The sequence below is a fragment of the Pseudomonas sp. NFX5 genome (genome assembly GCF_049132125.1).
GTDB lineage: Bacteria > Pseudomonadota > Gammaproteobacteria > Pseudomonadales > Pseudomonadaceae > Aquipseudomonas > Aquipseudomonas marginalis.
The window spans coordinates 234,049-259,740 of sequence record NZ_JAFMZG010000009.1 but is presented as its reverse complement, the minus strand read 5'-3'; the positions used below and the strand labels follow the sequence as shown (position 1 = coordinate 259,740).

The 25,692-nt window shown below is 61.6% G+C and carries 25 protein-coding genes; 11 read left to right on the top strand and 14 right to left on the bottom strand.

The features are described 5' to 3' along the window. Positions 1–23: 23 nt before the first annotated feature. The 4 genes from J1N02_RS05155 (at position 24) to J1N02_RS05140 (ending at position 2,397) form a co-directional block, all read left to right on the top strand. Complete coding sequence (locus tag J1N02_RS05155) at positions 24–428, top strand: MarR family winged helix-turn-helix transcriptional regulator (RefSeq protein WP_027603812.1); 405 nt, start codon at positions 24–26, stop codon at positions 426–428. Between the two features lie 63 nt (positions 429–491). Further along, complete coding sequence (locus J1N02_RS05150) at positions 492–1,691, top strand: MFS transporter (RefSeq protein WP_166655305.1); 1,200 nt, start codon at positions 492–494, stop codon at positions 1,689–1,691. Then, on the top strand, positions 1,688–1,810 hold the full coding sequence (locus J1N02_RS05145) for a hypothetical protein (RefSeq protein WP_256221084.1): 123 nt from the start codon (positions 1,688–1,690) through the stop codon (positions 1,808–1,810). Before J1N02_RS05150 ends, J1N02_RS05145 begins: the two co-directional genes overlap by 4 nt. 35 nt (positions 1,811–1,845) lie before the next feature. Continuing rightward, a complete protein-coding gene (locus J1N02_RS05140; protein WP_027603814.1) occupies positions 1,846–2,397 on the top strand; it encodes a glutathione peroxidase in 552 nt (183 codons plus the stop codon). A gap of 65 nt (positions 2,398–2,462) precedes the next feature. Here the strand turns inward: J1N02_RS05140 and J1N02_RS05135 are convergent, their stop codons facing one another. From J1N02_RS05135 to J1N02_RS05120, 4 genes are all read right to left on the bottom strand, one after another. Further along, complete coding sequence (locus J1N02_RS05135; RefSeq protein WP_092355226.1) at positions 2,463–3,746, bottom strand: OmpP1/FadL family transporter; 1,284 nt, start codon at positions 3,744–3,746, stop codon at positions 2,463–2,465. Between the two features lie 146 nt (positions 3,747–3,892). After that, entirely contained in the window at positions 3,893–4,375 is a 483-nt protein-coding gene (locus J1N02_RS05130; protein WP_092355223.1) for a hypothetical protein, read from the bottom strand. A 279-nt stretch (positions 4,376–4,654) separates the two neighbouring features. After that, on the bottom strand, positions 4,655–4,876 hold the full coding sequence (locus J1N02_RS05125) for a hypothetical protein (RefSeq protein ID WP_010563939.1): 222 nt from the start codon (positions 4,874–4,876) through the stop codon (positions 4,655–4,657). Positions 4,877–5,320: 444 nt separating this feature from the next. Then, positions 5,321–5,626: a hypothetical protein gene (locus J1N02_RS05120; RefSeq protein WP_027603817.1), complete on the bottom strand. Its 306-nt coding sequence runs from the start codon at positions 5,624–5,626 to the stop codon at positions 5,321–5,323. A 457-nt stretch (positions 5,627–6,083) separates the two neighbouring features. Between J1N02_RS05120 and J1N02_RS05115 the strand changes: the two genes are divergently transcribed. Both J1N02_RS05115 and rmuC read left to right on the top strand, forming a co-directional pair. Continuing rightward, positions 6,084–6,407 (top strand): hypothetical protein, encoded by a 324-nt coding sequence (locus tag J1N02_RS05115; protein WP_043293316.1) that lies wholly within the window; start codon positions 6,084–6,086, stop codon positions 6,405–6,407. 175 nt (positions 6,408–6,582) lie between these two features. Beyond that, positions 6,583–7,947, top strand: coding sequence for a DNA recombination protein RmuC (gene rmuC / locus J1N02_RS05110; RefSeq protein ID WP_421147232.1), 1,365 nt, complete (start codon positions 6,583–6,585; stop codon positions 7,945–7,947). A gap of 62 nt (positions 7,948–8,009) precedes the next feature. Here the strand turns inward: rmuC and J1N02_RS05105 are convergent, their stop codons facing one another. From J1N02_RS05105 to J1N02_RS05095, 3 genes are all read right to left on the bottom strand, one after another. After that, complete coding sequence (locus J1N02_RS05105; protein ID WP_027603820.1) at positions 8,010–11,480, bottom strand: PAS domain-containing hybrid sensor histidine kinase/response regulator; 3,471 nt, start codon at positions 11,478–11,480, stop codon at positions 8,010–8,012. A 119-nt stretch (positions 11,481–11,599) separates the two neighbouring features. Beyond that, positions 11,600–11,983, bottom strand: coding sequence for a YbaN family protein (locus tag J1N02_RS05100; protein WP_098478945.1), 384 nt, complete (start codon positions 11,981–11,983; stop codon positions 11,600–11,602). Between the two features lie 20 nt (positions 11,984–12,003). Continuing rightward, positions 12,004–12,591, bottom strand: coding sequence for a YecA family protein (locus J1N02_RS05095; protein ID WP_027603822.1), 588 nt, complete (start codon positions 12,589–12,591; stop codon positions 12,004–12,006). Positions 12,592–12,870: 279 nt separating this feature from the next. Here J1N02_RS05095 and recQ point away from each other — a divergent pair, with 279 nt between their 5' ends. Both recQ and J1N02_RS05085 read left to right on the top strand, forming a co-directional pair. Next, positions 12,871–14,997, top strand: a complete 2,127-nt coding sequence (gene recQ, locus J1N02_RS05090) for a DNA helicase RecQ (RefSeq protein WP_098478946.1) — start codon at positions 12,871–12,873, stop codon at positions 14,995–14,997. Between the two features lie 121 nt (positions 14,998–15,118). Continuing rightward, a complete protein-coding gene (locus tag J1N02_RS05085; RefSeq protein ID WP_027603824.1) occupies positions 15,119–15,553 on the top strand; it encodes a MarR family transcriptional regulator in 435 nt (144 codons plus the stop codon). Between the two features lie 20 nt (positions 15,554–15,573). Here J1N02_RS05085 and J1N02_RS05080 read toward each other — a convergent pair whose 3' ends face one another. After that, positions 15,574–17,763 carry a patatin-like phospholipase family protein gene (locus J1N02_RS05080; protein ID WP_092355212.1) on the bottom strand — a complete coding sequence of 730 codons (2,190 nt, stop codon included), beginning with the start codon at positions 17,761–17,763 and terminating at the stop codon, positions 15,574–15,576. A gap of 84 nt (positions 17,764–17,847) precedes the next feature. Between J1N02_RS05080 and J1N02_RS05075 the strand changes: the two genes are divergently transcribed. Continuing rightward, positions 17,848–18,135 (top strand): SelT/SelW/SelH family protein, encoded by a 288-nt coding sequence (locus J1N02_RS05075; RefSeq protein WP_065924939.1) that lies wholly within the window; start codon positions 17,848–17,850, stop codon positions 18,133–18,135. A 41-nt stretch (positions 18,136–18,176) separates the two neighbouring features. Here the strand turns inward: J1N02_RS05075 and J1N02_RS05070 are convergent, their stop codons facing one another. The 3 genes from J1N02_RS05070 to J1N02_RS05060 all read right to left on the bottom strand — a co-directional run bounded on the left by J1N02_RS05070 (position 18,177) and on the right by J1N02_RS05060 (position 20,323). Next, a complete protein-coding gene (locus tag J1N02_RS05070) occupies positions 18,177–18,458 on the bottom strand; it encodes a hypothetical protein (protein ID WP_027603827.1) in 282 nt (93 codons plus the stop codon). 131 nt (positions 18,459–18,589) lie between these two features. Then, the gene (locus J1N02_RS05065; RefSeq protein WP_098478947.1) at positions 18,590–19,474 is read right to left on the bottom strand and encodes a DMT family transporter; all 885 of its coding nucleotides are present in this window, start codon (positions 19,472–19,474) and stop codon (positions 18,590–18,592) included. Positions 19,475–19,573: 99 nt separating this feature from the next. Next, on the bottom strand, positions 19,574–20,323 hold the full coding sequence (locus tag J1N02_RS05060; RefSeq protein ID WP_098478948.1) for a helix-turn-helix transcriptional regulator: 750 nt from the start codon (positions 20,321–20,323) through the stop codon (positions 19,574–19,576). A 137-nt stretch (positions 20,324–20,460) separates the two neighbouring features. Here J1N02_RS05060 and J1N02_RS05055 point away from each other — a divergent pair, with 137 nt between their 5' ends. After that, on the top strand, positions 20,461–21,270 hold the full coding sequence (locus J1N02_RS05055) for a UDP-2,3-diacylglucosamine diphosphatase (protein WP_065924942.1): 810 nt from the start codon (positions 20,461–20,463) through the stop codon (positions 21,268–21,270). Between the two features lie 136 nt (positions 21,271–21,406). Here J1N02_RS05055 and J1N02_RS05050 read toward each other — a convergent pair whose 3' ends face one another. The 3 genes from J1N02_RS05050 to phhA all read right to left on the bottom strand — a co-directional run bounded on the left by J1N02_RS05050 (position 21,407) and on the right by phhA (position 23,853). Then, positions 21,407–22,600, bottom strand: coding sequence for an amino acid aminotransferase (locus tag J1N02_RS05050; protein WP_098478949.1), 1,194 nt, complete (start codon positions 22,598–22,600; stop codon positions 21,407–21,409). Beyond that, positions 22,600–22,956 carry a 4a-hydroxytetrahydrobiopterin dehydratase gene (locus tag J1N02_RS05045; protein WP_010208721.1) on the bottom strand — a complete coding sequence of 119 codons (357 nt, stop codon included), beginning with the start codon at positions 22,954–22,956 and terminating at the stop codon, positions 22,600–22,602. Before J1N02_RS05045 ends, J1N02_RS05050 begins: the two co-directional genes overlap by 1 nt. A 105-nt stretch (positions 22,957–23,061) precedes the next feature. Beyond that, a complete protein-coding gene (gene phhA, locus J1N02_RS05040; protein WP_027603832.1) occupies positions 23,062–23,853 on the bottom strand; it encodes a phenylalanine 4-monooxygenase in 792 nt (263 codons plus the stop codon). A 257-nt stretch (positions 23,854–24,110) separates the two neighbouring features. On the opposite strand from phhA, the gene J1N02_RS05035 reads away from it, so the two are divergent. Next, complete coding sequence (locus J1N02_RS05035; protein ID WP_065946832.1) at positions 24,111–25,673, top strand: sigma-54-dependent transcriptional regulator; 1,563 nt, start codon at positions 24,111–24,113, stop codon at positions 25,671–25,673. Positions 25,674–25,692: the final 19 nt, after the last annotated feature.

Genomic DNA, 25,692 nt, shown 5'->3' with positions numbered 1-25,692 from the left:
AATCGCGGGTATATACACGTTCCATGCTTGCCTCCCAATGTTTATGCACCAACCTGCGACGTGCCGCCCGTGGCGTCAGCAGGCACTACGACGGCGCCCTCGACGGCTTCGGGATCAACGTCGCCCAGTATTCCTTGCTGTGCAACCTGCAGCGCCTCGATCAACCGAGCATTTCCAGCCTGGCCGACGCCATGGGCCTGGATCGCAGCACCTTGGGGCGCAACCTGCGGGTGTTGGAAGGTGAGGGCCTGGTGCGGATGGTAGAGGGCGATGACCTGCGCAACCGCCTGGTGCTGTTGACCGCCGCCGGTGAAGAGCGCCTGGCGGCAGCGTTACCCGCCTGGGAGGCGGCGCAACAGAAATTGATCGATCAACTCGGCGCGGAAAAACGCGAAACCCTGTTGGCCTTGCTGGATGAACTCGCCTGAACGCGGGTTTGTTCGAATACAAGCGGGTATATACCCGCGAACGGAGAATAAGAAATGACGTCGATGTGGCGCACCAGTGGTTGGATCCTTGTGGGGAGTGCGCTGATCCTGGCGTTGTCCTTGGGCGTGCGGCACGGGTTCGGCCTGTTCCTGGCGCCGATGAGCAGCGAATTCGGCTGGGGCCGTGAGACCTTTGCCTTTGCCATCGCCTTGCAGAACCTGATCTGGGGCCTGGCGCAGCCGTTTACCGGTGCCCTGGCCGACCGGTTCGGCGCCACCAGGGCGGTGTTTGTCGGCGGGGTGTTGTACGCCGCAGGCCTGGTGTTGATGGGGCTGTCGGATTCGGCGTGGTCATTGTCCTTGAGTGCCGGCCTGCTGATCGGGATTGGCCTGTCGGGTACATCGTTTTCGGTGATTCTGGGTGTGGTCGGCCGCGCCGTGGCGCCGGAAAAGCGCAGCATGGCCATGGGCATTGCCAGCGCCGCCGGTTCGTTTGGCCAGTTCGCCATGGTGCCGGGCACGTTGGGCTTGATCAGTTGGCTGGGCTGGTCGGCCGCCTTGCTGGCGCTGGGTTTGATGGTGGCGCTGATTCTGCCGCTGGTGAGCATGCTCAAGGACCGCCCGCTGCCGGTCATGGCCGGCCAGCAGACCCTGGGTGAAGCCTTGAAGGAAGCCTGCTCCCACTCCGGGTTCTGGCTGCTGGCCTTCGGCTTTTTCGTCTGCGGTTTCCAGGTGGTGTTTATTGGTGTGCACCTGCCGGCCTACCTGGTGGACCAGCACTTGCCGGCCACGGTCGGTACCACGGTGTTGGCGTTGATCGGGCTGTTCAATATCTTCGGTACCTACACCGCCGGCTGGCTCGGCGGGCGCATGTCCAAGCCGCGCCTGTTGACCGGGTTGTACCTGCTGCGCGCGGTGGTGATCATCCTGTTTTTGTGGGCGCCGGTGACCGAAGTCACGGCCTACCTGTTCGGCATGGCCATGGGCTTTTTGTGGCTGTCCACGGTGCCGCTGACCAACGGCACGGTCGCCACGTTGTTCGGAGTGCGAAACCTGTCCATGCTCGGTGGGATCGTGTTCCTTTTCCACCAGCTTGGCTCGTTCCTTGGCGGCTGGTTGGGCGGAGTGGTCTATGATCGAACCGGTAACTACGATTTGATCTGGCAAGTCGCGATCCTGTTGAGCGTGCTCGCCGCAGCCCTGAATTGGCCGGTGCGTGAGCGGCCGGTGGCGCGATTGCAGGCGCAGATGGAGGCGGCATGAGTTCGACCTGGTATTGGTGTGGCGGGGCCGCCGCGACCGCGCTGTTGCTGGCCCTGGCCTGGTGGGGCTGGCAGCGCGGTGGCCTGGCGTTGATGCAACTGGGTATGTCGATCTGTTAAGTTCGGTGCCTGAACTTTTTAAAGGACTTTTCGACATGCAGATGCGCTGGCTGGCTGTACCTGTGCTGATGGCTGCTTTTGGCGGGGTGGCGTTGGCTGCCGATTGCCCGCCGTTGCTGGAGGGTCAACTGCCCAAGTTGCGCGCCAAGGAATCCATCGACCTGTGCCAACGTTTTGCCGGCAAGCCTCTGGTGATCGTCAACACGGCAAGCTTTTGCGGGTTCGCGCCGCAATTCAAAGGCCTCGAAGCGCTGTATCAGCGCTACAAGGATGAAGGGTTGGAGGTGATCGGCGTGCCATCCGATGACTTCAAGCAGGAAGCCAAGACCGGCGAAGAAACCGCCAAGGTCTGCTACGTGAACTACGGCGTGACCTTCACCATGACCGAGCCGCAGAAGGTCAAGGGTCCGGACGCGGTGCACCTGTTCAAGGTATTGGCGCAGCAGAGCAATGCGCCGAAGTGGAATTTCTACAAGTACGTGGTCGACCGCCAGGGCAAGGTGATTGCCGATTTCTCCAGCCTGACCAAGCCGGACAGCCCCGACCTGATCAAGGCGGTGGAGCAGGCGATAGCGTCCAAACCCTGATTATCGGGCACTGAAAAGCCCCGCCTCCCTTGCGGGAGAGCGGGGCTTTTTTACACCCATCCGGATCAGAAGGTGTAGGTCATGCCCAGGCCGAAACCGTTGGCACTGTTTTCGTATTTGGCGCGGTAACTGGCTGTCGACGGGGCGTTAGCCGTCTGGTTGATCTTGACGTCTTCTTCTTTCAGGTACGAATACGCCAGGTCGACGGTCATGTTATCCATGACTTTGTAGCCCAGGCCCACGCTGAAGATCGTACGGTCGCCCGTCGGGATGCGCGGCGAACGATCGGTGTTGTTGGCCGGGGATTGGTCGAAGGTCAGGCCGGTACGCAGCACGACTTGCTTGGTCAACTGATACGAGGTACCCACGGCGTAGGCCCAGGTGTCATGCCAGTTTTGTTCTTCGGTGATGGAACCGAGTTGGCTTGGCGCCAGTACGCCGCCGGCAGCCGTTACGCCTTCGTTGTTGACGGTGATCTCTTTCAGGCGACTCCAACGGGTCCAGGTTGCACCGCCGTAGAGTTTCCAGGCGTCGGTCAGGTCTTGGGTGACCGACAGGTCGTAGGACTCTGGGGTGTCGATTTTCAACGAAGCGTCGTAACGGTTGTTACGCAGGAACGGTTGAGTGGCTGCTGGGCCGCTGACCGTGGTGTGGCCTTCCAGCTTGTATTTGACCTTCGAGTGGTAGGTCAGGCCCACGCGAGTGGTGTCGGTGGCCTGGACCAATACGCCGACGTTGAAACCCAGGGCGGTATCGTCACCCTTGATTTTGACGTTGGTATCGGAAGCGAGCGGGCTGAGGGTCTTGTCTGACTCGAGCACACCGGAAATCCGGTTGATGGTCGGGCCGAAACCGATGGATACACGGTCGTTGAACGCGTAGCTGACAGTGGGCTGGAAGGTCATGACCTTCACTTCGCTCTTGCTGCCGAAACCACGGCCCTGAAAGCCGTTTTCATAGTCGGTCACCAGGCCGAACGGTGCGTATACACCGAAGCCGACGGCCCACTGATCGTTGAGTTTATTGGTGTAGAAACCGAATGGCACCGCGGTGAACGGAACCATGTCACCTTTGTTGGAGCCGCGAGAGTTGCCACCGGTATTGCTGATGTCGGTAGAGGCATCGATAGCCGCAACACCACCGGTGATTTGCTGGCCATTCAGGCGCGACATACCGGCAGGGTTACCGTAGACAGTGCTTGCATCATCGGCAGAAGAAGAGCGACCTGCGAAACCCGTACCCATCCCGCTGACGCTCTGTTCGTTCAGTGCGAAACCGCTTGCGAACAGTTGGGAGGATGCCATGGCAACGGCGAGGCTAAGTGTGGTCTTGAGCATTACTTTTTTCATTATTAGAACTCCGTGGTGATCACCGCAGCGGAAAGTATCAATAAAATTAACATCGCGCTATAGGCTGTAATGCAGGAGATAGAGCGGTTTTGTAGGACAATCCGACCAAAATTCGGCTTTTTTGCCGAATCTTGCAAATTGCCCGGTCAGCAGGTCGCGTGATTCAAGGGCGAAACACAGGTTTGCCAGGCCTGGGCGAAATCCCGCAGCCTTCCTTGAGGATGAAATATTTCTTTCCAGATACGCGCCATGGCTAAAACATCACCGGGTGGTGGCAGGGCGGGGCTGTGTTGTTCGACCAGGAGCCAGGCGATGGCCGTGGCATAACGCAGGTTTACGGTGAGCTCCAGTTGGGGCGCACTGAGAAAGGCGTGTTGGCTGGCGAGCCCGCGTACCAGGCTGGCACGCTCGGGGTCGAGCGCCAGGTAGTTATCCCACAAGGCGCGATGGCGAGGTTCGGTGATGCTGTACAGGCCGTGGCCGCGTCGATCATGCAGGGCAGAACCCAATTCCGACTGGCTGGCGGCGATACCCAGCAGCAGTGACTCAGCCGTGGGGCTCTGCTGGCCGAGGTACGTCAGCGTCGGCCGGATCACATAACGACACAATTCACTGGCTGCGATACCCATACATGCCTCAATCCGTGAAAAGGGTCGACGAGCCCTGAGAAAGGGGGCTTGGCAGCAGTGGATCGGCTCTCAGGCTCGTCGGAAGCGGATCATGCCGCTTGAGTTGAAGTGTAGTGTCATATTCATGAGGTAAAGGACTGTTTTTAAAACATCTTCTTCAACCAGTTATAACGTTTATATCGATTTGAACTTAGTGCAAATACTCGAGGCAAGAATGACGGGCAATAAAAAACCCTGTGTTTTAAACAGGGTTTTTTGTGTTTCAGCGACTCGGGTCGATCAGGCAACCAGTGCCTGACGGGTACGCTCGATCACGGCCTGCAGCGGTTCAGCGCTGGAGTATTGATCGGGGTACAGGCGTTCGCTGTGACGGGCGATGCCATGTTCGTTGACCAGGGTGAAGCTGAAGCAACCTTTGCGAGCGGCCATGATCAGGCAGTTCATTGGGGCAAAAGCGTTGGTGAGGGTGCGAATGGCATCCTGAGTGTGGATAGCGGACATATTATTGGTGTTCCTACAAATGACACGGATAAGAACCGTGCAACGTTAAAACGTTCCAGTAACGTTGATCACCATTGATCAAACGAAGAACCCGACTGGAACAAAGCAGCCAGTTTGAAGCGCTGATTAAGTTAGGCGCGCTTGGGCTGGCAGGTAGGTACTTAGGAGGGCAGGCAACACAACAAGGGCAAAGGTTCTGGGCCCGGGGTGAAGATCCTGATCAATTTGCAGGTTGGTTCGGTCAGAGTATGAAAACTTCGCGGCACCCTTTGCTTGTTCAAAGGCAGTGTCGTCGCAAGTGATACCTGGAAACCATCGAGGTGGTCGATCCCGTGTTGTTCAGGGGAGTTGTTCGACCAGAATTGACTTTCAGCTTGGTACTAACGCTGCGGATAGTAACGGATTGAAACAGGCAATGGAAGCGCGTTAATCAAAAAACTTCAATCAGCCGCCCAGCAGGCCGCGATACACCAGCACCGTGACGGCGGCGGCCAGGGAACAACCCAACCCATAGGCGGCCAGGGTCAGGCGCAAGGATTGGCCGGTCTCGACCATCCTCATCACATCGCCCATGTCATCGATACGCCCTTCACCCAGCTCGATGCACAGGCTCACGGCGGTGAACGCGGCCGATAGCAGGATGGCAATGGCAAACAATGCCCCATCCGGGGATGGCAGCACGACATTGATCCCTAATGAAATGGCACAGATGGCGAGTAACAACACGGCGAATAACAGCATTCCTTTCATCGGCCCACTCAGCGTTGTGTTGTCCGTCGGGCAGTGTGGCGAGCTGGCAAAGATTTGAAAAGTCCCTGTTTTGCCTCGGCGGTAACATTTTTGAGGGCTATCGCTTCAAAAAAAGCCGGGGATATAACCATCGGGTCGGTACTTGTGCACATTAGTTGCGGCGTGTGTAACCAGGCTGTCAATCGCTGGACAGGGCTGCCATTTGCCTGCAATGGAAATTTAAGTCAATGAAAAATCTGGCTTTTTTTTATTGGTGAAAAAATCGTCAGTTTGACTGCGGGCCCCGTTCCATGGGCCTTTGCGCGAGTTAAAGGCTGGTTGTCCACTGAGTTATCCACAGCTTCTGTGGATTGTCCCGAGCGCTTGCTCTAGAACGGGCGTGCCGGGTTTTTTCAGCTTTACCTGTGCGAAAAAAAGAGTAGAGTGGCGCGCCTTCCGTTCTGTCCCACAGTGCTTTATGAAGTTTCGCTCAGTATCACCTTCTGTTACCGACACCCCCCAGACTGTTACCGCACCCAAGCGTTTTTCCTTGAAAGTCGCCCTGTGGTTGCTCGACAGCCCACGCCTGGGGCATAGCACCAACGTCAAACACTTCGCCGGGCGCTTGCTCAAGCAGCCGGCCCGTGAGGGCGTAGTGGCTGCGCAAAGCCGTCTGGGCCAATTGATGTGCCGCGAGTGCGGCAACGCCCGCGACCGCCGCATCGGCCACGATCTGCTGCGCCTGGCCGCCCGTGCCGGTGACCGCCGTGCCCAACGGGAACTGGGTCAGGTCGAAGACTGAGCTGTCCTCACGCTCTACGCTTGGTTAACCTTGCTCCTTTTCGGTGATGGCAGAAATGGCTATGGTTTTTGACTGGACCAGTGTTGCCCTGGGCCTGGCTGGCGCCGCAGTGCCTTTATTGGCGGTGTGCTGGCAGATTCAGCGGCGGTTGACCGCGCGGACCACCGGTTGGGAACTGCTCGAAGAGCGCCTGGCCACTGCGCAACTGGCCCAGGAGGGCCTCGCCGCTCAACTGGATGCCAGTCGTGATGAAATCAGCGATCTGAGCCAGGCCAACGCCGCCAAGCAAGCGGACCTGGCTGCAGTGCGCCGCGAGGTCGAGCTGTTGCAGATCGACCGCGACAACGCCCGCGACGCCGCCCACGCCTGGAACCTTGACCGCAGCGCCAAGGAAACCGAATTACGCCGCCTCGACGCATTGTCGGCCGCCTTGCGCGCCGAACTGCGCGAGCAGCAGGAAAGCCATCAGCAGCGCCTCGCCGACCTGCAGGGCTCGCGGGAAGAGTTGCGTGCGCAATTCGCTGAGCTGGCCGGCAAGATCTTCGATGAGCGTGAGCAGCGCTTTGCCGAGACCAGCCAGGAGCGCCTTGGCCAGTTGCTCGATCCCTTGAAGGAACGCATCCAGTCCTTCGAAAAACGCGTGGAAGAGAGCTATCAGAACGAGGCTCGCGAGCGCTTTTCCCTGGCCAAGGAGCTTGAACGCCTGCAGCAGCTGAACCTGCGTCTGTCAGACGAAGCCACCAACCTGACCCGCGCCCTCAAGGGCCAGAAAACCCAGGGCAACTGGGGTGAGTTGATCCTCGAACGGGTGCTGGAACACGCCGGCCTGGAGAAGGGCCGCGAGTACCAGACCCAGGTCAGCTTGAAGGGCCCGGACGGTGAGCGCTTCCAACCGGATGTGCTGATCATGCTGCCCGGCGACAAGCAGGTGGTGGTGGATTCCAAGGTCAGCCTCACCGCGTACCAGCAGTATGTCGCGGCGGATGATGAGGTGATCGGCCAGGCAGCCTTGAAGCAGCACGTACTGTCGCTGCGCAATCACGTCAAAGGCTTGGCCGGCAAGGATTACAAACGCCTGGAAGGCCTGCACAGCCTGGATTTCGTGTTGTTGTTCGTACCGATCGAAGCCGCTTTTTCCGCGGCCTTGCAGGCCGAACCGAATCTGTTCCAAGAGGCCTTCGACCGGCATATCGTGATCGTCAGCCCAACGACGCTGCTCGCCACCCTGCGGGTGATCGACAGTCTCTGGAAGCAAGAGCGTCAAAGCCAGAACGCCCGCGAAATCGCCGAACGCGCCGGGTGGCTGTACGACAAGTTCGTGCTGTTTATCCAGGACCTGGACGAAGTGGGCAATCGTCTACAGCAATTGGACAAGGCTTACAGCGCGGCGCGGAACAAGCTGACAGATGGGCGCGGAAACCTGGTCAGTCGCACCGAGCAATTAAGGTTGCTCGGTGCGCGTGCCAGCAAGAGCCTGCCGGCGGATTTGCTGGAGCGGGCGATGACCGACGCCGACGGCGTGGCGCACCTTCCCGAATAAACACAATCCGAAAGGTGGAAGGGGCCAAGCCCCCTCCCCAATTTTGACTGAGTACATCCGGTTTACAGCGGTAAGTGTCGACTCAGCAACGCCCGCAGCGCGGCGGGCTTCACCGGTTTGGCGAGGTAATCCAACCCTGCCGCGTGCACCTCTGCCACCATCTCCGGGCGGCCGTCGGCACTGATGACCACACCGGGAATCGGCTCCGCCATTTGCGCCCGCAGCCAGCCCATGAGCTCGGTGCCGGTCTCGCCGTGGTCGAGGTGGTAATCCACCAGCGCCAGTTGCGGGCGTACGCCTTGCTCCAGCAGCGCTGCACATTGCGCCTGGTCGGTGGCGGTCCACACTTCACAGCCCCAGCGTGTCAGCAGGCTGCGCATACCGATCAGGATGCTCTCTTCGTTATCCACGCAGAGCACTTGCGCGCCGCTTAACGGCAGGCCGTTCTCCTGGGCAGGCTTGGCCTGCGGGCTGGCCTGGTTGCGTGCCAGCGGCACACGCACGCTGAACACGCTGCCCTTGCCCGGCCAGGAGCGTACGCTCAAGCGATGGCCCAGCACCCGGCACAGGCCGTCGGCAATCGCCAGGCCCAGGCCCAGGCCTTTCTCGGCGCGGGTCTGGTGGCTGTCCAGGCGCTTGAACTCTTCGAAGATCACCTTCTGTTTATCCAACGGGATGCCAGGGCCTCGGTCCCAGACTTCCAGGCACAGCTCGCCCTTGCGCCTACGTACGCCCAGCAGCACCGGGCCGTCGGCATACCGGAAAGCGTTAGTCAGGAAATTCTGCAGGATCCGCCGCAGCAACTTGATGTCACTGTCCACGCGCAAGCGGCTGCCGCGCAGGCGAAAACGCAGGCCTTGTTCCTGGGCCAGGGCCTTGAATTCCGCGCCGAGGGTGTCGAACAGTTCGTTGAGCACAAAGGGCTGGCGCTGCGGGTTGATCTTGCCGTTTTCCAGGCGCGAGATATCCAGCAGGTCGCTGATCAGGTCTTCGGCCGAACGCAGCGAGCTGTCCAGGTGCTGTACCAGTTGCCGGGCTTCGCTGGACAGGCCGTCGTTCTGGTGGGAAAGGGCGGCGGAGAACAGCCGGGCGGCGTTCAGCGGTTGCATCAGGTCATGGCTGACGGCCGCGAGGAAGCGGGTCTTTGACTGGCTGGCGGACTCGGCAACGCCCTTGGCATCGGTGAGCGCCACATTGAGCTGCGACAGTTCGTGGGTGCGCTCGGTCACCCGTTGCTCGAGGCCTTCGTTGGCCTCGGTAAGTGCCTGCTCGGCCTCGCGGAACGCGGTAATGTCGGTGAAGCTCATGACGAAGCCGCCGCCGGGCATCGGGTTGCCGATCAGCTCGATCACCCGCCCATTCGGGAACAGCCGCTCTGAGGTATGCGCGCGGCCCTGGCGCATCCAGTGCAGGCGGCGTGCCACGTGGACCTCGGCTTCGCCCGGTCCGCACAGGCCGCGCTCGGCGTTGTAGCGGATGATGTCGGCAATCGGTCGGCCTACGCTGATCAGCCCGTCCGGGTAATTGAACAACTCCAGGTAACGCCGGTTCCAGGCCACCAGCTTGAGGGACTGGTCCACCACACTGATGCCCTGGGTGATGTTCTCGATGGCGCCTTGCAGCAAGGCACGATTGAATTGCAGCACTTCGGACGCTTCGTCGGCGATGCGTACCACGTCTTCCAGCTGCATTTCCCGCCCTTCAATCGCCGCTTTCACCACGGCCCGGGTCGAGGATGCGCCGAGCACACCGGCCAGCAATCGCTCGGTGTGGGCGATCCAGTCGTTGTCGGCATTCTGGTTGGGGTTAAAACCTTTGCCCTGGCGATAGGCGAAGCGGATAAAACTCTGCTGGGCCCGTTCTTCGCCGACAAACCGCGCAGCCAGGCTGAGCAGGTCGCTGATCTGTACCGACAGCATCGAGCGGGCATTGGCGCGCGGGCTGATTTCCTGGCCGATAAAACGCCCGGCTTGCCAGTGTTCCGACACGCGCGTGCGCGACAGCATCGACACCCACACGAACAGCGTGAAGTTACCTGTCAGGGAGAACACGGTGCCCAGGGTCAGTGAGGTGACGGACAAACCGAGCGGGTGCGAATGCATCCACGTCAGCCCCGGGAAAATGGCGAGGGACCAACCCAGGCTTTTCGCGGTAACCGGCAGGACCAAGGTGTAGAACCACAGGAACGTACCCGCCGCCAGCCCCGCAAATACACCGCGTCGGTTGGCTTGCTTCCAATACAGTGCGCCAAGCATGGCCGGGGCCAGTTGAGTCACCGCGGCAAACGCGATCTGGCCGATGGTCGCCAGGCTCGCGGTGGAGCCCAGCAGGCGGTAGCTGACATACGCCAGCAGCAGGATGATCACGATGCTGACCCGGCGCACCGACAGCATCCAGTGGCGGAACACTTCGAATGGTCGCTCGGCGCTGGAGCGGCGCAGCAGCCAGGGCAGCAGCATGTCGTTGGAGACCATGGTCGACAAGGCGATGCTCGCCACGATCACCATGCCGGTGGCCGCCGACGCACCGCCGATAAACGCCAGCACGGCGAGGGCCGGATGGGCTTCGGCCATGGGCAGGCTGATCACGTAGGAATCCGGCAGCACCGAGCCGGGCAGCATCATTTTGCCGCCCAAGGCGATCGGCACGACAAACAGCGCGGCGAGGATCAGGTAGGCCGGAAACACCCACTTGGCCAGGCGCAGATCCTGGGGGTCGATGTTCTCCACGACCGTCACATGGAACTGCCGAGGCAAGCAGATGATCGCCATCATAGCGACGCCGGTCTGCACCACCATCGACGGCCAGTTGATGGTTTCCTTCCAGTATTCCTCCAGGCGTGGCGCGAGCATCGCCTGGCTGAACAGGTCGCCGAAACCGTCGTACAGGCCGTAGGTCACGAACGCCCCGACCGCGAGAAAGGCGAACAGCTTCACCAACGATTCAAACGCAATCGCCAGCACCATGCCGCGGTGGTGTTCGGTGGCGTCGAGGTTGCGGGTACCGAACACAATGGTGAACAACGCCAGCACCAGGGACACGATCAAGGCGGTGTCTTGCGCGCGGGTGCCGGTGGTGTCGGCACCTGCGCCAATCAGCAGGTTGACCCCCAGCACGATGCCTTTGAGTTGCAGGGCGATATAAGGCAGCACGCCCACCAGGCAGATCAGCGCGACCACCACCGCCAGGGACTGGGATTTGCCATAGCGTGCGGCGATGAAGTCGGCGATGGAGGTGATGTTTTCCTGCTTGCTGATCAGGATCATCTTCTGCAGGACCCAGGGTGCCAACACCAGCAACAGCACCGGTCCCAGGTAGATCGGTAAGAACGCCCACAGCTGTTCGGCGGCCTGGCCTACGGCGCCGAAGAAGGTCCAACTGGTGCAGTAGACGGCCAGCGACAGGCTATAGACCCAGGCACGCATGCGCGGCGGCAGCGGCGCACGGCGGCGGTCACCGTAGAAGGCGATGGCAAACATAATGGCCATATAGGCCAGGGCAACGGCGGCGATCAGCCCGCTGGACAGCGTCATGGTAACTCCGAGCATGAGAACACCCAGGCATTCCAGGCCCGGTTGGACAGTCTCGCATGATGCCTGGGGTTAGTCAGTGTCGACCAAGGTCGTGTGGGATCTAATGTCGCAGTGGGCGTTCAGCGCGGTGGCAAGGTTTTCTGGCGCAGGATGTAGATTGTCACCAGCACGGCGCTGGTCAGCATGAAGCCACGTGCCCATGGCAACGGCACCAGGTAGCAGGAAAAACCGATACTCAGCCACATCAGGCCGATGGCGTAGACCTTGCCCTTGAGCGGGATGCCGTTGCCGTCCAGGTAGTCACGAATCCAGGGGCCCAGGCGCGGGTGTTCCACCAGCCACAGGTAGAAACGCGGGGAGCTTCGAGCGAAGCAGGCGGCGGCGAGCAGGAGGAAGGGGGTGGTCGGCAATACCGGCAGGAAAATACCGATCACTCCCAACGCTACGCTCAGCCAGCCGATGGCCAGCAGCACGTAGCGCAGGAGCAGCGAGCGATTGCCCATGGGTGTCACGGGCAAGCGACTCAGTGGTGGCGTGGCTTGAGGATCGCCGGTTTTTCGTCAGGGGCGTTGCACAGCAGGTACAGGGCGGTCAGGGCTTCCGGGATCTGTACGATCATGTCGTCCATCAGGTTGGCGTCGGCGGCGATGTCGGAAAATTCAGCTTCTTCCTCGAACAGCCCCGAACCGACCATGATCGGCAAGAGCATTTCACTGACTTCTTCCTCGGCGGTTTCGAACCAGGCGGCTTCACGCAGGAACACACCTTCCATGAAGCCGATGCACCAGCCGCGCAGGTCGGAGTCGTCCGGCTCCTCGCCCAGGTCCAGCTCGCACGGCAACTCGAACTCTTCATCGGAGGCCAGTTGGCGCGAGATGTGGGCCTTGAGGGCCAGCAGGGTGGATTCGATTTCTTCGCGCTGGGCGGCGTCGGCGTAGTGGGGCTCTTCGGCGAACAGTGCGTCGATCCATTCACGGTCGGGAACGACCTCGGAGCAGATCGACAGGGCGGTCAGGTAGCCGTGGGCGGCCACGTAGTCCAGCGCCTCGTCATGCAGCTCATCGGCGTCGAGGAAGGCTTGCAGGCGGGTTAGTTGCTCAGCGAAGGACATTGAAGGACTACCTTGGGAATAAACGATGCTGAATTCTAGGCTTTCTTGCGCGCCCAAGCCAGTCGGCATGCATATTTGCCAGGTTTTAGAGACGGGCTGCAATTCGTCAGCGGCACCCTTTGCCGGATGACGCTCGGGTATACTGCCGCGTTTTGTGATGCCCTTGCAGGCCAAGCGCCAGGTCGAGAAAACTTCGCTTACGGATTATTTTCCGTGAGCCCGCATTTTTTCGACCAGCCTGTACAGAGGGATTTCGGCACTATTTTGTTGGAGTTATACATGCTCGATCAGGCTCAACGCGTCCTCAAGGACATCTTCGGCTACGACAGTTTTCGTGGCCGCCAGGGTGCGATCATTGAGCGCGTGGCCAAGGGTGGTGATGCCCTGGTCCTGATGCCTACCGGTGGTGGCAAGTCGTTGTGCTTCCAGGTGCCGGCGTTGTTGCGCAACGGGCTGGCAGTGGTGGTGTCGCCCCTGATCGCGTTGATGGACGACCAGGTTGCGACCCTGGAAGAACTCGGCGTTGCCGCCGCCGCCTTGAACTCCACCCTCAGTGCCGAGCAGCAACGCGACCTGGCCGCGCGGATCAAGCGCGGTGAAGTGAAGATGCTTTACCTGGCACCTGAGCGCCTGGTGCAGCCGCGCATGCTGGCGTTTTTGCAGAGCCTGGAAATTGCCCTGTTCGCCATCGACGAAGCCCACTGCGTATCGCAATGGGGGCATGATTTCCGCCGCGAATATTTGCAGCTCGGTCAACTGGCGGAGCTGTTCCCGGACGTTCCGCGTATCGCCCTGACCGCCACGGCCGACAAGCGCACCCGTGAAGAAATCGTCGAGCGTCTGCACCTGCAGAACGCCGAGCGTTTCCTGTCGAGCTTCGACCGGCCGAATATTTTCTACCGCATCGTGCCCAAGGAGCAGCCGCGCAAGCAGTTGCTGGCGTTTCTCTCCGAGCGGCGCAGCGATGCGGGCATTGTCTATTGCCTGTCGCGCAAGAAGGTCGATGAAGTGGCCGCGTTCCTCTGCAAACAGGGTTACCCGGCGCTGCCGTACCACGCCGGCCTGCCCAACGAAACGCGCGCTGCCCACCAGAAGCGCTTCCTCAACGAGGAAGGCCTGATCATGGTGGCCACCATCGCGTTCGGCATGGGCATCGACAAATCCAACGTGCGCTTCGTCGCCCATATGGACCTGCCCAAGTCCCTCGAGGCCTATTACCAGGAGACCGGGCGTGCCGGCCGTGATGGCCTGCCGGCGGATGCCTGGATGGTCTACGGCCTGCAGGATGTGGTGATGCTCAAGCAGATGCTGCAGAACTCCGAAGGCGATGAGCGCCACAAGCGCCTGGAGCAGCACAAGCTCGACGCGATGCTCTCGTTGTGTGAAGAGACCCGCTGCCGCCGCCAGACCTTGCTGGCCTACTTCGACGAGGACATGCCGCAACCGTGCGGTCACTGCGATAACTGCATCGATGGGGTGCAGACCTGGGACGCCACCGAGCCCGCGCGCCAGGCACTGTCGACGATCTACCGCACCGGCCAGCGTTATGGCGTCGGTCATCTGGTGGATGTATTGCTGGGCAAGGACAACGAAAAAGTGCGCAGCTTCGGCCATGAGAAACTCTCGGTCTACGGCGTCGGCAAGGCCCGTGCCGAAGGCGAGTGGCGTTCGCTGTTCCGGCAGATGGTCGCGCGTGGCCTGGTGGACATCGATATCGAAGGGTACGGCGGCCTGCGCCTGAACGACAGCTGCCGGCCGCTGCTCAAGGGCGAGGTGAGCCTGGAGCTGCGCCGCGACCTCAAGCCGCAAACCACCGCCAAGACCAGCACCAGCCAGGCCAGCCAGCTTGTACGGGGCGAGGAGCGCGAACAGTGGGAAGCCCTGCGTACCCTGCGACGCAAACTGGCCCAGGAACACAGCGTGCCGCCGTACGTTATTTTCCCCGACTCCACCTTGCTGGAAATGCTGCGCGAGCAGCCCACCACCATGGCCGAAATGGCGCGGGTCAGCGGCGTCGGTGCGCGTAAGCTGGAGCGCTACGGCCAGGCGTTCCTCGAAGTGCTCGGTGGCCAGGCCGAAGCGCCGAAGGAAATCGCCGATATTCGCCATGAGCTGATCAGCCTGGCCCGCGCCGGCATGACCCCGATCCAGATCGCCGGCCAGTTGCAATGCACGGAGAAAAACGTCTACACCTTGCTGGCCGAAGCCATCGGCAAGCAGCAGTTGTCATTGGAGCAGGCCCTTGATTTGCCGGAAGATTTGCTCGGCGAGATCCAGGATGCATTCCTGGACGGAGAAGGCGAATTGCCACCGGTTGCGGAGATTGCACCGCTGTTTACCGGGCGTGTTCCTGAAGGGGTTTTGTACTGCGTGCGGGCCGCTTTGCAGTCTGAATTCGAAATTTAGTGTGCCAATTACGACAATGTAACGAATCAGTACATAGCAACTCTTGCCTAGTGACATGGCTCATGCTTAGCTGACTAATAATTAGCCATACTTTATTTTCAGTCTAAACCATGAGTTTTTTATGCCGTTAACCGATCAACACCGTTTTGGCATGCAGCTGGCGCAAATGTCCCGAGGTTGGCGCGCCGAGCTCGACCGCCGTTTGGCCGGGTTGGGCCTGTCCCAGGCGCGCTGGCTGGTGCTGCTGCACCTGGCCCGTTTTGAAGAGGCCCCCACCCAGCGTGAGTTGGCGCAAAGCGTCGGCGTAGAAGGGCCGACCCTGGCCCGGTTGCTCGACAGCCTCGAAGGCCAGGGCCTGGTGCAACGCCAAGCCGTGGTGGAGGACCGTCGCGCCAAGCGCATCCTGCTGTGTGACACCGCCAAGCCGTTGATCGAGCAGATCGAGACGATCGCCACGGCATTGCGTCACGAGCTGTTTGTGGGCATTGACGAAGAAGATATGCGTGTCTGCATGCGGGTGCATGGGCACATCCTGGCAAACCTGGAAAAATCCTGATCCGAGCCCTGTAGCAAGGGTTAGAAGGTTTGCCCGAGGTTCAGGTACACCGCCTTCTGATTATCATCGTTGAACCCATAGCTGAAATTCAGCGGCCCCAGCGGCGTATCAAACCCGAGGAAAATACTCGCGGCGTTGATATAGCCGCTGTCGAACTCATTGTCGTTGTTCCACGCCCGGCCCCGTTCCAGGGACGCGCCCAGGTACAGCGGGAAATCCAGCGGCAGATAGGAGCGCGGTGTCAGCCGGCGGTAGTACACCGCGCGCATCAAGCTGATGTTCTGCCCGGAAATCGCATCCTGGCGGAAGCCCGATAACTGCCGCGCACCGCCCAGCAGGAAGCTGGAAATCACCACGTCCGAATCATCCAGGGTGCGCCCGTAGCGCCCGCCCAGCACCAGCGTGTCCGGACCGTGGCTCATGGCCTTGTCCAGCTTGAACTCCCATTGTCGATAGCGCTGGTCCGAGCCCAGCCCCGGTTCGAATTCGCGAAACGCCAGGCCAATGTCCTCGCCGCTGTGGGGGAAGTACACGTTATCCAGGGAGTCGAAGGAATACTTCAGTTCATAGAAGCCTTCGCTGAAGCTCACACTTGGCAGGTCGCGGTCGCCGATGCGCACATCCGCCTTGCCCCAGGCCTCGCCGACACCGAAGCGGATCTCGCCGCTGTTGCCGATCTGCCGCCCCACGTTGAGGCCGAAACCGTAGCGTTCCAGGCGGTATTCGGAGATGGGGTCGTTGTCCAGGATCAGCTCGACGTTCTGTGCCTGGGCGCTGATATACGGCGCGACAAAGTAGCGCGAACCGGTATCCATCGGCTGGTAGAACTCGCTGTAAAGCTCCTGCCGATCACCGATCTGCACCCGCGTCAGCCACTCGGCGCCCAGGCGATTGATGCCGTTCATGCGGTAGCTGGCGCCGAGGTTGAAGGCGCTGTCGCCGCGCATATCGTCCGACAGGTTCAGGCCCAGGCGTAGGTAGTCGGTGCCGCTGCGTTTGCCGCGCGCGCTGATCACCAGGGTGTTGTCCTGGCCCTTTTTCACCACGCGGTATTGCACCTGCTCGAAGTAATCCAGGCCATACAGGGTGCCCATGTCGGTCTGCAGGCGGCCAAGTTCCAGCGGTTGGCCCAACGGTTGGCGGATGTAGTAGCGGATCACGTCGTCGCTGACCTTCGAGTCGTTCTCCACCTTGATCGCGGTGATCACCGGGGTGCGTTCGCCCGCGGTGCGCGCGGCCACCAGTTGCGGGTCGATCGGCTCGGCGGGGCGCAAATGGGCCAGGCGAACGTCGAGGGCGCGGGTGGCGCGGTAGCCGGCATCGATCATGTCCTTGGCGCGGCCGAAATCCGTCACGCCATAGGCGGCCAGGGGCGGCTGGATCAGGACGTCCCTGGGCTGCAGGGCCTTGAGTTGTTCTTCGGAGTTGCGCCGGGTCATCAGGGTGATGGACTGGTTGAGCACGTCCACCACCGTCGCCAGTTGCTTGCGTGAACGCAGCGGGGTGCCGATGTCGACCACGATGGCGATGTCCACGCCCATCTCACGCGCCACATCCAGTGGGATGTTATCGGTCATGCCGCCATCCACCAGCAGGCGGCCATCCAGCTCCACCGGCGCGAACACGGCCGGGATCGACATGCTGGCGCGGATCACCTGGGGCAGGTGGCCCTTGCTGAATACCACTTTCTCGCCGGTGGTGATGTCGGTGGCCACGGCGCGAAAGGGGATCGGCAGCTTGTCGAAATTACGCGTGTTGCTGGTATGGGCGAACATGCTTTCCAGCAGCAGCGCCAGGTTCTGGCCCTGGATCACGCCAAGGGGCAGGCCGAGGCTGCCGTCATCGCGGAAGCTGAGCTTCTGCTTGACCAGGAAATCCCGGTCATCCTGCTTGCGTCGAAACGGCACGTCTTCCCGTGGCGGTGCGTCGGACAGCGCCTGTTGCCAGTCGATGCCCAGGGCCAGTTTTTCCAGCTCATCGATCTTGTAGCCCGACGCATACAGCCCGCCAATCACCGCGCCCATGCTGGTGCCGGCAATCGCGTCGATATGAATACCCTGTTCCTCCAGGGCCTTGAGCACGCCGATATGGGCCAGGCCTCGGGCGGCACCGCCGGACAGCACCAGGCCGATTTTGGGGCGGGGCGTCTCAACGGCGTCGGCAAGAAGCGGGAGCAGGCACAGGAACAGGCAGGACAACAGGCGGCGCATCATGAATCTCGAGGCTGGGCGATAAAGGCCGGTATTATAGCCATCCGATCCACCGAGCCCGTTACGCCAGGAGCCTCTCAAATTATGTCGTTGAGCAAACCCGAGATTGTCATCACCTATTGCACCCAGTGCCAGTGGCTGCTGCGCGCCGCGTGGCTGGCGCAGGAGTTGTTGAGTACGTTTGCCGATGACCTCGGCCGGGTGGCGCTGGAGCCGGCCACCGGCGGTGCGTTTCGGATCACCTGCGACGGTGTGCAGATCTGGGAGCGCAAGGCGGATGGTGGCTTCCCTGAAGCCAAGGTGCTCAAGCAACGGGTGCGCGACCAGATCGACCCACAACGGGACCTGGGCCACAACGACCGTACGCCATGAAGGTCACCGCCACATCAGGGCGGTGACCCCTTGGTGCGCCGCTATTTGGCGGCCATCTTGCTTTTGATGAAGCCCACGACCCAGGTCAGCACCAGGCCGCCCACGCCGCCGCCGACGATATTGCTGCCGACTGCTGCCACATCCAGCGCCTCGCCGCCCGATGTGCCGGTCAGCGCGGCTACGACCTGGCCCAGCACGAGCCCGCCGACACCCCCCAGCATGGTATTGAGCCCGGTGCCCAGGCTTTGTTTGGTCATGCCGGCCAAATTGCCACCGACGGCACCGCTGATGATCTGAACCAACAAGCTGATGAACATTTCCATGATGAAACCCCTGCATCGCGTTGATGGAGTGACCACTCGCGTGCAGCAACTGCAGAAAACACCATGGCTGTCGTCGAGGAGTCTGTATCCGTTGAACGACGGCTGACTGTTGCGGATGTTTAAAGTATAGATCAGGCCGTTGCAGCGGGCTGCTTGGCCTGGCTGGCGCTGCCCATCAGCCCGGAAAGCACGATGGCGACGATGATCAACGCGCCGCCCAGCAACATGCGCAGGGTCGGGGTTTCGGCAAACAGCAGCCAGGCTACCGTGATGCCATAGACCGGCTCCATGGCGAACACCACCGAGGCGGTGCGTGCCTTGATCACCGCGAGGCTGGCGACAAACAGGCTGTGGGCCAGGCCGGTGCAGAACACCCCAAGCAGGCCGATCCACAACCAGTCCAGCGCGCGAACGTCCGCCAGCCCCGGCGCGGCCACGGGCAGCAGGCACACCGCGACCACCACGTTCTGGCACAGCGCTGCCTGCACGGCGGGAATCCGTCCGGAGCTGGCGCGGTTGTTCAGCGACAACAATGAGAACAGCAAGCCCGAGACAATTCCCCAAAGCAGGCCGCCCGTGGCTTCGCTGGCGAGATTGAAGTCCGGCGTCACCAGCACCAGGCCAACGGTGACCAGGGCCACCAGCACGATCTCATTGGCGCGAATACGCTCGCGGAAGATCAGCCCTTCGAGGATCACGGTAAACGCCGGGAATGCGGTGAACCCCAACGTGGCGACGGCCACGCCGGCGACTTTGACCGCAATGAAGAACGTCACCCAATGTGCCGCCAGCAACATGCCGCTGACCAGCAGGCGGCGCCAGTCCTGCAGCGCCAGGGTTTTCCAGGGGGCGTTGCTGGCGAAGCGCGCAAACACTGCCAGGGCGATCACGGCAAACGCGGCGCGCCCGAACACGATGATGGCCGGCGAGGCGGCCGCCAGCTTGCCGAAGACGCCGGTGAGGCCAAACATCAGTGCGCCGATATGCAGGGCGCCGAGGGCTGAGCGGGGAGTCATTGCGATCCTTGAACCAACGGGAGTGACAGGTTCGCAGTCTAGAGGGTGCCGGTGTGTGCGTCTGTCGTGGGACTCGCGATTTTTAGCGCAAGGCTCGCCCTATGGGGCGCGCCGCAACGCCCCGGGAGAGGCGCCGAATTCACGCAGCATAGCGGCGGCAAAGGCACTTTGTGAGGTGTAGCCAACCCGCTCGGCGACTTCACCGATGGGCAGCGGCGTCTCGCGCAGCAGGTTCAGGGCCAGTTGCAGGCGCCGACTGCGGATGTAATCCATGGGCGTCTGCCCGCATTCGGCGATAAAGCGCGCATGCAGGCGCGCCACCGACAGGCCGGCGATACGCGCCAGGTCGGCGACCTGCAACGGATGGGCGACGTGTCGCTCGATATGCGCATTGAATGCCGCATACGGCAGGCGGCGGCCCGGCACCTGCGGGGCCTGCGGATGATTGAGGCTGGCCAGCAACAGCACCGCACCCTGTTGGACGATCAATGGATCATCCACGGGGCCGTGCGCCAGCCATTGCACCAGTTGGTGTTGCCGGGAGTCCAGGGCCAGGCGTGCCGGTTGATCGAGCAGGCGGCGGCTGGCGTCGGCGTGTTCGCCCAGGGATTGCAGGAGCCAATGCTCCGTGGGCACATCCAGCACCAGGCAACGGCTGCCATCGCGACTGCCACAGGCGTGGTGGGCGGAGAAGGGCAGCACCATCACGCTGCTTTCGCGCACCTGGCTGCCACGGCCGTCGACTTCCAGGTCCAGGTGGCCGGACAGGCCGAACACCAACTGCGCATGGTCATGGCTGTGGGCGATGGGCGCTTCGAGGTAGTGGCGTAGCGTGAGCGACGGTCTCATCGCGGTCTCCTGGGCGGCAGGGCGCCAGTCTACAACGCTTCGCGGCCGGCGGGCGCTGTCATCGGACTGACGCACGACTGTCATGGGCTATTAATCGCCAGGGCGCAAGCTCGCGAAAACAGCGTCGAGGGATGCCCATGACCAGTGCCGAGTTCACCAAGCCCAGCCGCAAGCAGCGGGTTCGTACCCTGTGGATTTCCGACGTGCACCTGGGCACCCGGGATTGCCAGGCCGAACACCTGTCGCAGTTCCTCAAGGGCTACCACGCCGATAAGGTCTACCTGGTGGGCGATATCATCGACGGCTGGAAAATGCGCGGCGGCATGTATTGGCCCCAGGCCCACACCAACGTGATCCGTCGCCTGCTGACCATGGCCAAGCGCGGGACCGAGGTGATCTACGTGACCGGCAACCACGACGAGTTCCTGCGCCGCTACTCCAAGCTGATCCTGGGCAATATCCAGTTGGTGGATGAGGCGGTGCACGTGACGGCCGACGGTCGCCATCTGCTGGTGATCCACGGCGACCAGTTCGATGTGATCACCCGCTACCACCGTTGGCTGGCGTTCCTGGGCGACTCGGCCTACGAGTTCACCCTCACCTTGAACCGCTGGTTGAACCACTGGCGCGCCCGCTACGGCTATGGCTACTGGTCTTTGTCGGCGTACCTGAAACACAAGGTCAAAACCGCCGTGAGCTTTATCAGCGATTTTGAAGAAGCCATCGCCCACGAAGTGACCCGGCGCGAGTTGCATGGCGTGGTGTGCGGGCATATCCACCATGCGGAGATTCGCAAGGTGGGCGAGGTGGATTACCTCAACTGCGGGGATTGGGTGGAGTCGTGCACGGCGTTGATCGAGCACTGGGATGGGAGCATCGAGTTGTATCGCTTGGCGGATGCGCAGGCGAAAGAAGCGCAGTTGAAAGCTGAGATGATCACAAACTGAAGGCCAACCACAGTCCAACTGTAGGAGCGAGCTTGCTCGCGAAAAACGTCAACGATAACGCGTGCAGCCTGAATAGGCGCGGTGCTTATGAGTTCTTCGCGAGCAAGCTCGCTCCTACAATTGGTTTTGTGTTTCTTCAGTTGGAGACGTCGGCGATGGCTTCTGCCAGGAGCGTCAGGCGTGTCGCATCGATCCCCGCCACGTTGGCCCGTCCCGAACTGACCATATACACGCTGTGCTTCTCGCGCAGTTGCTTGACCTGTTCGGCACTCAAACCGGTGTAGGAAAACATCCCGCGTTGCGCCCCAATGTGCGCAAACCGTTCCGATAGACCATGGGGCGCCAACGCCTCCACCAGTCCGGAACGCAACTGCGCGATTCGCGCACGCATGGCTTCGACTTCCTCGCTCCACTGCTGTTTCAGCTCGGCATCCCCCAGGATGGTCGCGACCACCGCCGCACCATGGTCCGGCGGCGTCGACCACAGGTTGCGCGCAGTGTTTGCCAGCTGGCTGCGTACATCCATCAGCTTCTCGGCATCCGCCGCACACACGATCAGCGCGCCGACCCGGTCGCGGTACAGGCCGAAGTTCTTCGAGCACGAACTGGTGATCAATACTTCCGGCAGTTCAGCCGCCAACAAGCGCACCGCCCAGGCGTCCTGCTCCAGGCCGTCGCCAAAGCCCTGGTAGGCGAAGTCGATCAGCGGCAGCAACTGGCGCTCGCGTACGATGTGCAGCACCTGGCGCCAGTCATCCTGGGACAGGTCGAAGCCGGTCGGGTTATGGCAGCAGGCGTGCAGCAAGACCACGTCGCCCTTGGGCACGGTGGAGAGGGTTGCCAGCATCGCCGCCACATCCAGGCGGTTGTCCGCGCCCACGTAGGGGTAATGGCTGACCTTGAGCCCGGCCTTGGCAAAGATGGTTTCGTGGATCGGCCAGGTCGGGTCGCTCAACCACACGCCACGGCCGTGCAGGTTGTGGGCGATAAAGTCGGCGCTCAGGCGCAGGGCGCCGGTGCCGCCTGGGGTTTGAGTGGCGCCGGCACGGTGTTCGCGCAGCAGGGCGGAGTCGGCGCCCAGCACCAGTTCGCTGATCAGGCTGCCGAACGCTGCATCGCCGTGGCCGCCGATATAGGTCTTGGTGGCCTGGGTGTCGACCAGGCGCTGCTCGGCGCGCTTTACCGAAGCGGGAATCGGCGTCAGGCCCTGGTCGTCCTTATAGACGCCCACGCCAAGGTCGAACTTGTTCGGGTTGGCGTCCTGGGCATACAGGTCCATCAAGCCGAGGATCGGGTCGCCGGGTACCCGGCCTATGGCATCGAAATGCATTACTTGCGGCCCTCGGCGTCCTTGGCCACTTCGTCGGTGCGCGCGGCCATGATGAAGTCGTTGCGGTGCAGGCCCTTGATGGAGTGGCTCCACCAGGTCACGGTGACCTTGCCCCATTCGGTGAGCAGGCCTGGGTGATGGCCTTCGGCTTCGGAGATTTCACCCATGGCGTTGGTAAAGGCCAGGGCGAACTTGAAGTTCTTGAACAGGAAAACCTTTTCCAGCTGCATCACGCCATCGCGCACTTCGATGTTCCAGTCGGGGATCTGCTTGAGCAGCACCGGCAGTTCTTCATCGCTGACTTGCGGGGCATCGGCGCGGCAGGCTTCGCAGTGGGCTTGGTTCAAGGTGGTCATGTGATGGTGTCCTGAATTCGAGTGTTTAAAAACGGTCGTCAGTGGCGTCACCCTAAAGCAACGCGGGGCCGGGGAACAGACTCACCTGGCCTTAAAAGCCACGGTTCACGCGGCCTTGGGTTTTGGCGGGAATTTCGGCGCATGCAACCCAAGCTGCATGCCGCGCTCGACCATGCCCATGATGTCTTCCTGCGCCACTTCGAACAGGCGCTTGAGGTTGGGCAGCACGAAATACAGCGGTTGCAGGATGTCGATGCGATACGGCGTGCGCATCGCTTCCAGCGGGTCGAAGGCTTGATGTTCAGGCTGGTCGGACAGGCAGTAAACACTTTCCTTGGGCGACGACAAAATCCCGCCACCGTAGATACGCCGACCGTCGGGGGTGTCCACCAGGCCGAACTCGATGGTCATCCAGTACAGGCGCGCCAGGTATACCCGTTGCTCCTTGCTGGCCGCCAGGCCGAGCTTGCCGTAAGTGTGGGTGAATTCGGCGAACCAGGGGTTGGTCAGCAGCGGGCAATGGCCAAAGATCTCGTGGAAAATATCCGGCTCTTGCAGGTAGTCCAGTTCTTCGCGGGTACGAATAAAGGTCGCCACCGGAAACTGCTTGTTGGCGAGCAATTCGAAGAAGGTCTGGAAGGGGATCAGCGCCGGCACGCGGGCGACTTGCCAGCCGGTGGTCGAGGCCAGCACCTGGTTGATTTCACCCAGTTGCGGGATGCGATCCAGGGGCAGGCCGAGCTTGTCGATGCCGTCCAGGTATTCCTGGCACGCGCGGCCCTCGATCACTTTCAATTGGCGGGTGATCAGGGTGTTCCACACCGCGTGCTCTTCCGCCGGGTAGTGGATAAAACCTTGCGCATCGGGCTCGCGGGCCACGTAGTGCGTCTGCTTCATACGGCTCTCCTGCTAGGCATTCGTTCTTGTTATGTCCTGGGATGAGCCTATTGATACGCCGTGCGGGGCAAGATTCCATCGGCTTCAGCATCGGCTGTGTAGGAAAAATTACTGGTTTTCGTAAAGTATTCGTTACGGAAGTGCGACTGGTTGGCGTATTGGGCTGGGAAAAGCCCCCAGGCTGTCACATAATCTTGACGACTATCTGCGCCCAGCGACAAAAAGACGCGGCGCCTACCCACTTTTCGAGCCTTTTCATGCGTATCAAAGTGCACTGCCAGAACCGCATCGGCATCCTGCGGGACATCCTCAACCTGTTGGTGGAGTACGGCGTCAACGTCGCCAAGGGTGAGGTGGGCGGCGAGCATGGCAACGCCATTTACCTGTTCTGCCCGAACCTGGTGAACATGCAATTCCAGGCGCTGCGCCCGCAGTTCGAGGCGATTGCCGGGGTGTTTGGCGTCAAAAGGGTAGGGCTGATGCCCAGTGAGCGTCGGCATATGGAGCTCAATGCGCTGCTCGGTGCCCTGGAGTTTCCGGTGCTGTCCATCGACATGGGCGGCTCCATCGTCGCCGCCAACCGTGCGGCCGCGCAGTTGCTCGGGGTGCGGGTGGACGAGGTGCCGGGCATTCCGCTGTCACGCTACGCCGAGGATTTCGACTTGCCGGAACTGGTACGCGCGAGTAAATCGCGGATCAATGGCCTGCGGGTCAAGGTCAAGGGTGACGTGTTCCTGGCGGATATCGCACCGCTGCAATCCTCCGAACATGACGACAGCGAAGCCATGGCCGGTGCCGTGTTGACCCTGCACCGTGCCGACCGCGTGGGCGAGCGTATCTACAATGTGCGCAAACAGGAGCTGCGCGGTTTCGACAGTATTTTCCAAAGCTCCAAGGTCATGGCCGCCGTGGTGCGTGAAGCCCGGCGCATGGCGCCGTTGGATGCGCCTCTATTAATAGAAGGCGAAACCGGCACCGGCAAAGAGTTGTTGGCGCGCGCGTGCCACCTGGCCAGCCCGCGCGGGCAATCGCCGTTGATGGCGCTGAACTGCGCCGGGTTGCCCGAGTCGATGGCCGAGACCGAATTGTTCGGCTACGGCCCCGGCGCGTTTGAAGGCGCGCGGGCCGAAGGCAAGCTCGGGCTGCTGGAGCTGACGGCCGGCGGTACGTTATTTCTCGATGGCGTTGGGGAAATGAGCGCGCGCTTGCAGGTGAAATTGCTGCGCTTCCTGCAGGACGGCTGTTTTCGGCGCGTGGGCAGTGACGAAGAGGTGTACCTGGATGTACGGGTGATCTGCGCCACCCAGGTGGACCTCTCCGAACTCTGCGCCCGTGGCGAATTCCGCCAGGACCTCTATCACCGCCTCAACGTGCTGTCCTTGCATATCCCGCCCCTGCGCGAATGCCTCGACGGCCTTGCGCCCCTGGTCGAGCACTTTCTCGACCAGGCCAGCCGGCAGATCGGCTGCCCGTTGCCCAGGCTGGCGCCTGCCGCCATGGACAAACTCAGCCACTACCACTGGCCGGGGAATGTGCGGCAGCTGGAAAACGTGCTGTTCCAGGCGGTGTCGCTGTGTGACGGCGGGACGGTCAAGGTCGAACACATCCGCCTGCCGGACTACGGCGTGCGCCAACCCCTTGGCGACTTTTCCCTGGAGGGCGGTTTGGAGGCGATCGTCGGGCGCTTCGAGAAGGCGGTGCTGGAGAGCCTGTATGCCGAGCATCCCAGCAGCCGGCAGTTGGGGAAACGCCTGGGGGTGTCGCACACCACCATCGCCAATAAGTTGCGCGATTACGAAATCCTCAAGGCGGACAAATAACCAACTGCGCCCCCCCGCA

Excerpts from the sequence above, each read along its gene's own strand:
- J1N02_RS05155 (WP_027603812.1), top strand. The coding sequence starts at position 24 with ATGCTTGCCTCCCAATGTTTATGCACCAACCTGCGACGTGCCGCCCGT.
- J1N02_RS05150 (WP_166655305.1), top strand. The coding sequence starts at position 492 with ATGTGGCGCACCAGTGGTTGGATCCTTGTGGGGAGTGCGCTGATCCTG.
- J1N02_RS05145 (WP_256221084.1), top strand. The coding sequence starts at position 1,688 with ATGAGTTCGACCTGGTATTGGTGTGGCGGGGCCGCCGCGACCGCGCTG.
- J1N02_RS05140 (WP_027603814.1), top strand. The coding sequence starts at position 1,846 with ATGCAGATGCGCTGGCTGGCTGTACCTGTGCTGATGGCTGCTTTTGGC.
- J1N02_RS05135 (WP_092355226.1), bottom strand. The coding sequence starts at position 3,746 with ATGAAAAAAGTAATGCTCAAGACCACACTTAGCCTCGCCGTTGCCATG.
- J1N02_RS05130 (WP_092355223.1), bottom strand. The coding sequence starts at position 4,375 with ATGGGTATCGCAGCCAGTGAATTGTGTCGTTATGTGATCCGGCCGACG.
- J1N02_RS05125 (WP_010563939.1), bottom strand. The coding sequence starts at position 4,876 with ATGTCCGCTATCCACACTCAGGATGCCATTCGCACCCTCACCAACGCT.
- J1N02_RS05120 (WP_027603817.1), bottom strand. The coding sequence starts at position 5,626 with ATGAAAGGAATGCTGTTATTCGCCGTGTTGTTACTCGCCATCTGTGCC.
- J1N02_RS05115 (WP_043293316.1), top strand. The coding sequence starts at position 6,084 with ATGAAGTTTCGCTCAGTATCACCTTCTGTTACCGACACCCCCCAGACT.
- J1N02_RS05105 (WP_027603820.1), bottom strand. The coding sequence starts at position 11,480 with ATGACGCTGTCCAGCGGGCTGATCGCCGCCGTTGCCCTGGCCTATATG.
- J1N02_RS05100 (WP_098478945.1), bottom strand. The coding sequence starts at position 11,983 with ATGGGCAATCGCTCGCTGCTCCTGCGCTACGTGCTGCTGGCCATCGGC.
- J1N02_RS05095 (WP_027603822.1), bottom strand. The coding sequence starts at position 12,591 with ATGTCCTTCGCTGAGCAACTAACCCGCCTGCAAGCCTTCCTCGACGCC.
- recQ (WP_098478946.1), top strand. The coding sequence starts at position 12,871 with ATGCTCGATCAGGCTCAACGCGTCCTCAAGGACATCTTCGGCTACGAC.
- J1N02_RS05085 (WP_027603824.1), top strand. The coding sequence starts at position 15,119 with ATGCCGTTAACCGATCAACACCGTTTTGGCATGCAGCTGGCGCAAATG.
- J1N02_RS05080 (WP_092355212.1), bottom strand. The coding sequence starts at position 17,763 with ATGCGCCGCCTGTTGTCCTGCCTGTTCCTGTGCCTGCTCCCGCTTCTT.
- J1N02_RS05075 (WP_065924939.1), top strand. The coding sequence starts at position 17,848 with ATGTCGTTGAGCAAACCCGAGATTGTCATCACCTATTGCACCCAGTGC.
- J1N02_RS05070 (WP_027603827.1), bottom strand. The coding sequence starts at position 18,458 with ATGGAAATGTTCATCAGCTTGTTGGTTCAGATCATCAGCGGTGCCGTC.
- J1N02_RS05065 (WP_098478947.1), bottom strand. The coding sequence starts at position 19,474 with ATGACTCCCCGCTCAGCCCTCGGCGCCCTGCATATCGGCGCACTGATG.
- J1N02_RS05060 (WP_098478948.1), bottom strand. The coding sequence starts at position 20,323 with ATGAGACCGTCGCTCACGCTACGCCACTACCTCGAAGCGCCCATCGCC.
- J1N02_RS05055 (WP_065924942.1), top strand. The coding sequence starts at position 20,461 with ATGACCAGTGCCGAGTTCACCAAGCCCAGCCGCAAGCAGCGGGTTCGT.
- J1N02_RS05050 (WP_098478949.1), bottom strand. The coding sequence starts at position 22,600 with ATGCATTTCGATGCCATAGGCCGGGTACCCGGCGACCCGATCCTCGGC.
- J1N02_RS05045 (WP_010208721.1), bottom strand. The coding sequence starts at position 22,956 with ATGACCACCTTGAACCAAGCCCACTGCGAAGCCTGCCGCGCCGATGCC.
- phhA (WP_027603832.1), bottom strand. The coding sequence starts at position 23,853 with ATGAAGCAGACGCACTACGTGGCCCGCGAGCCCGATGCGCAAGGTTTT.
- J1N02_RS05035 (WP_065946832.1), top strand. The coding sequence starts at position 24,111 with ATGCGTATCAAAGTGCACTGCCAGAACCGCATCGGCATCCTGCGGGAC.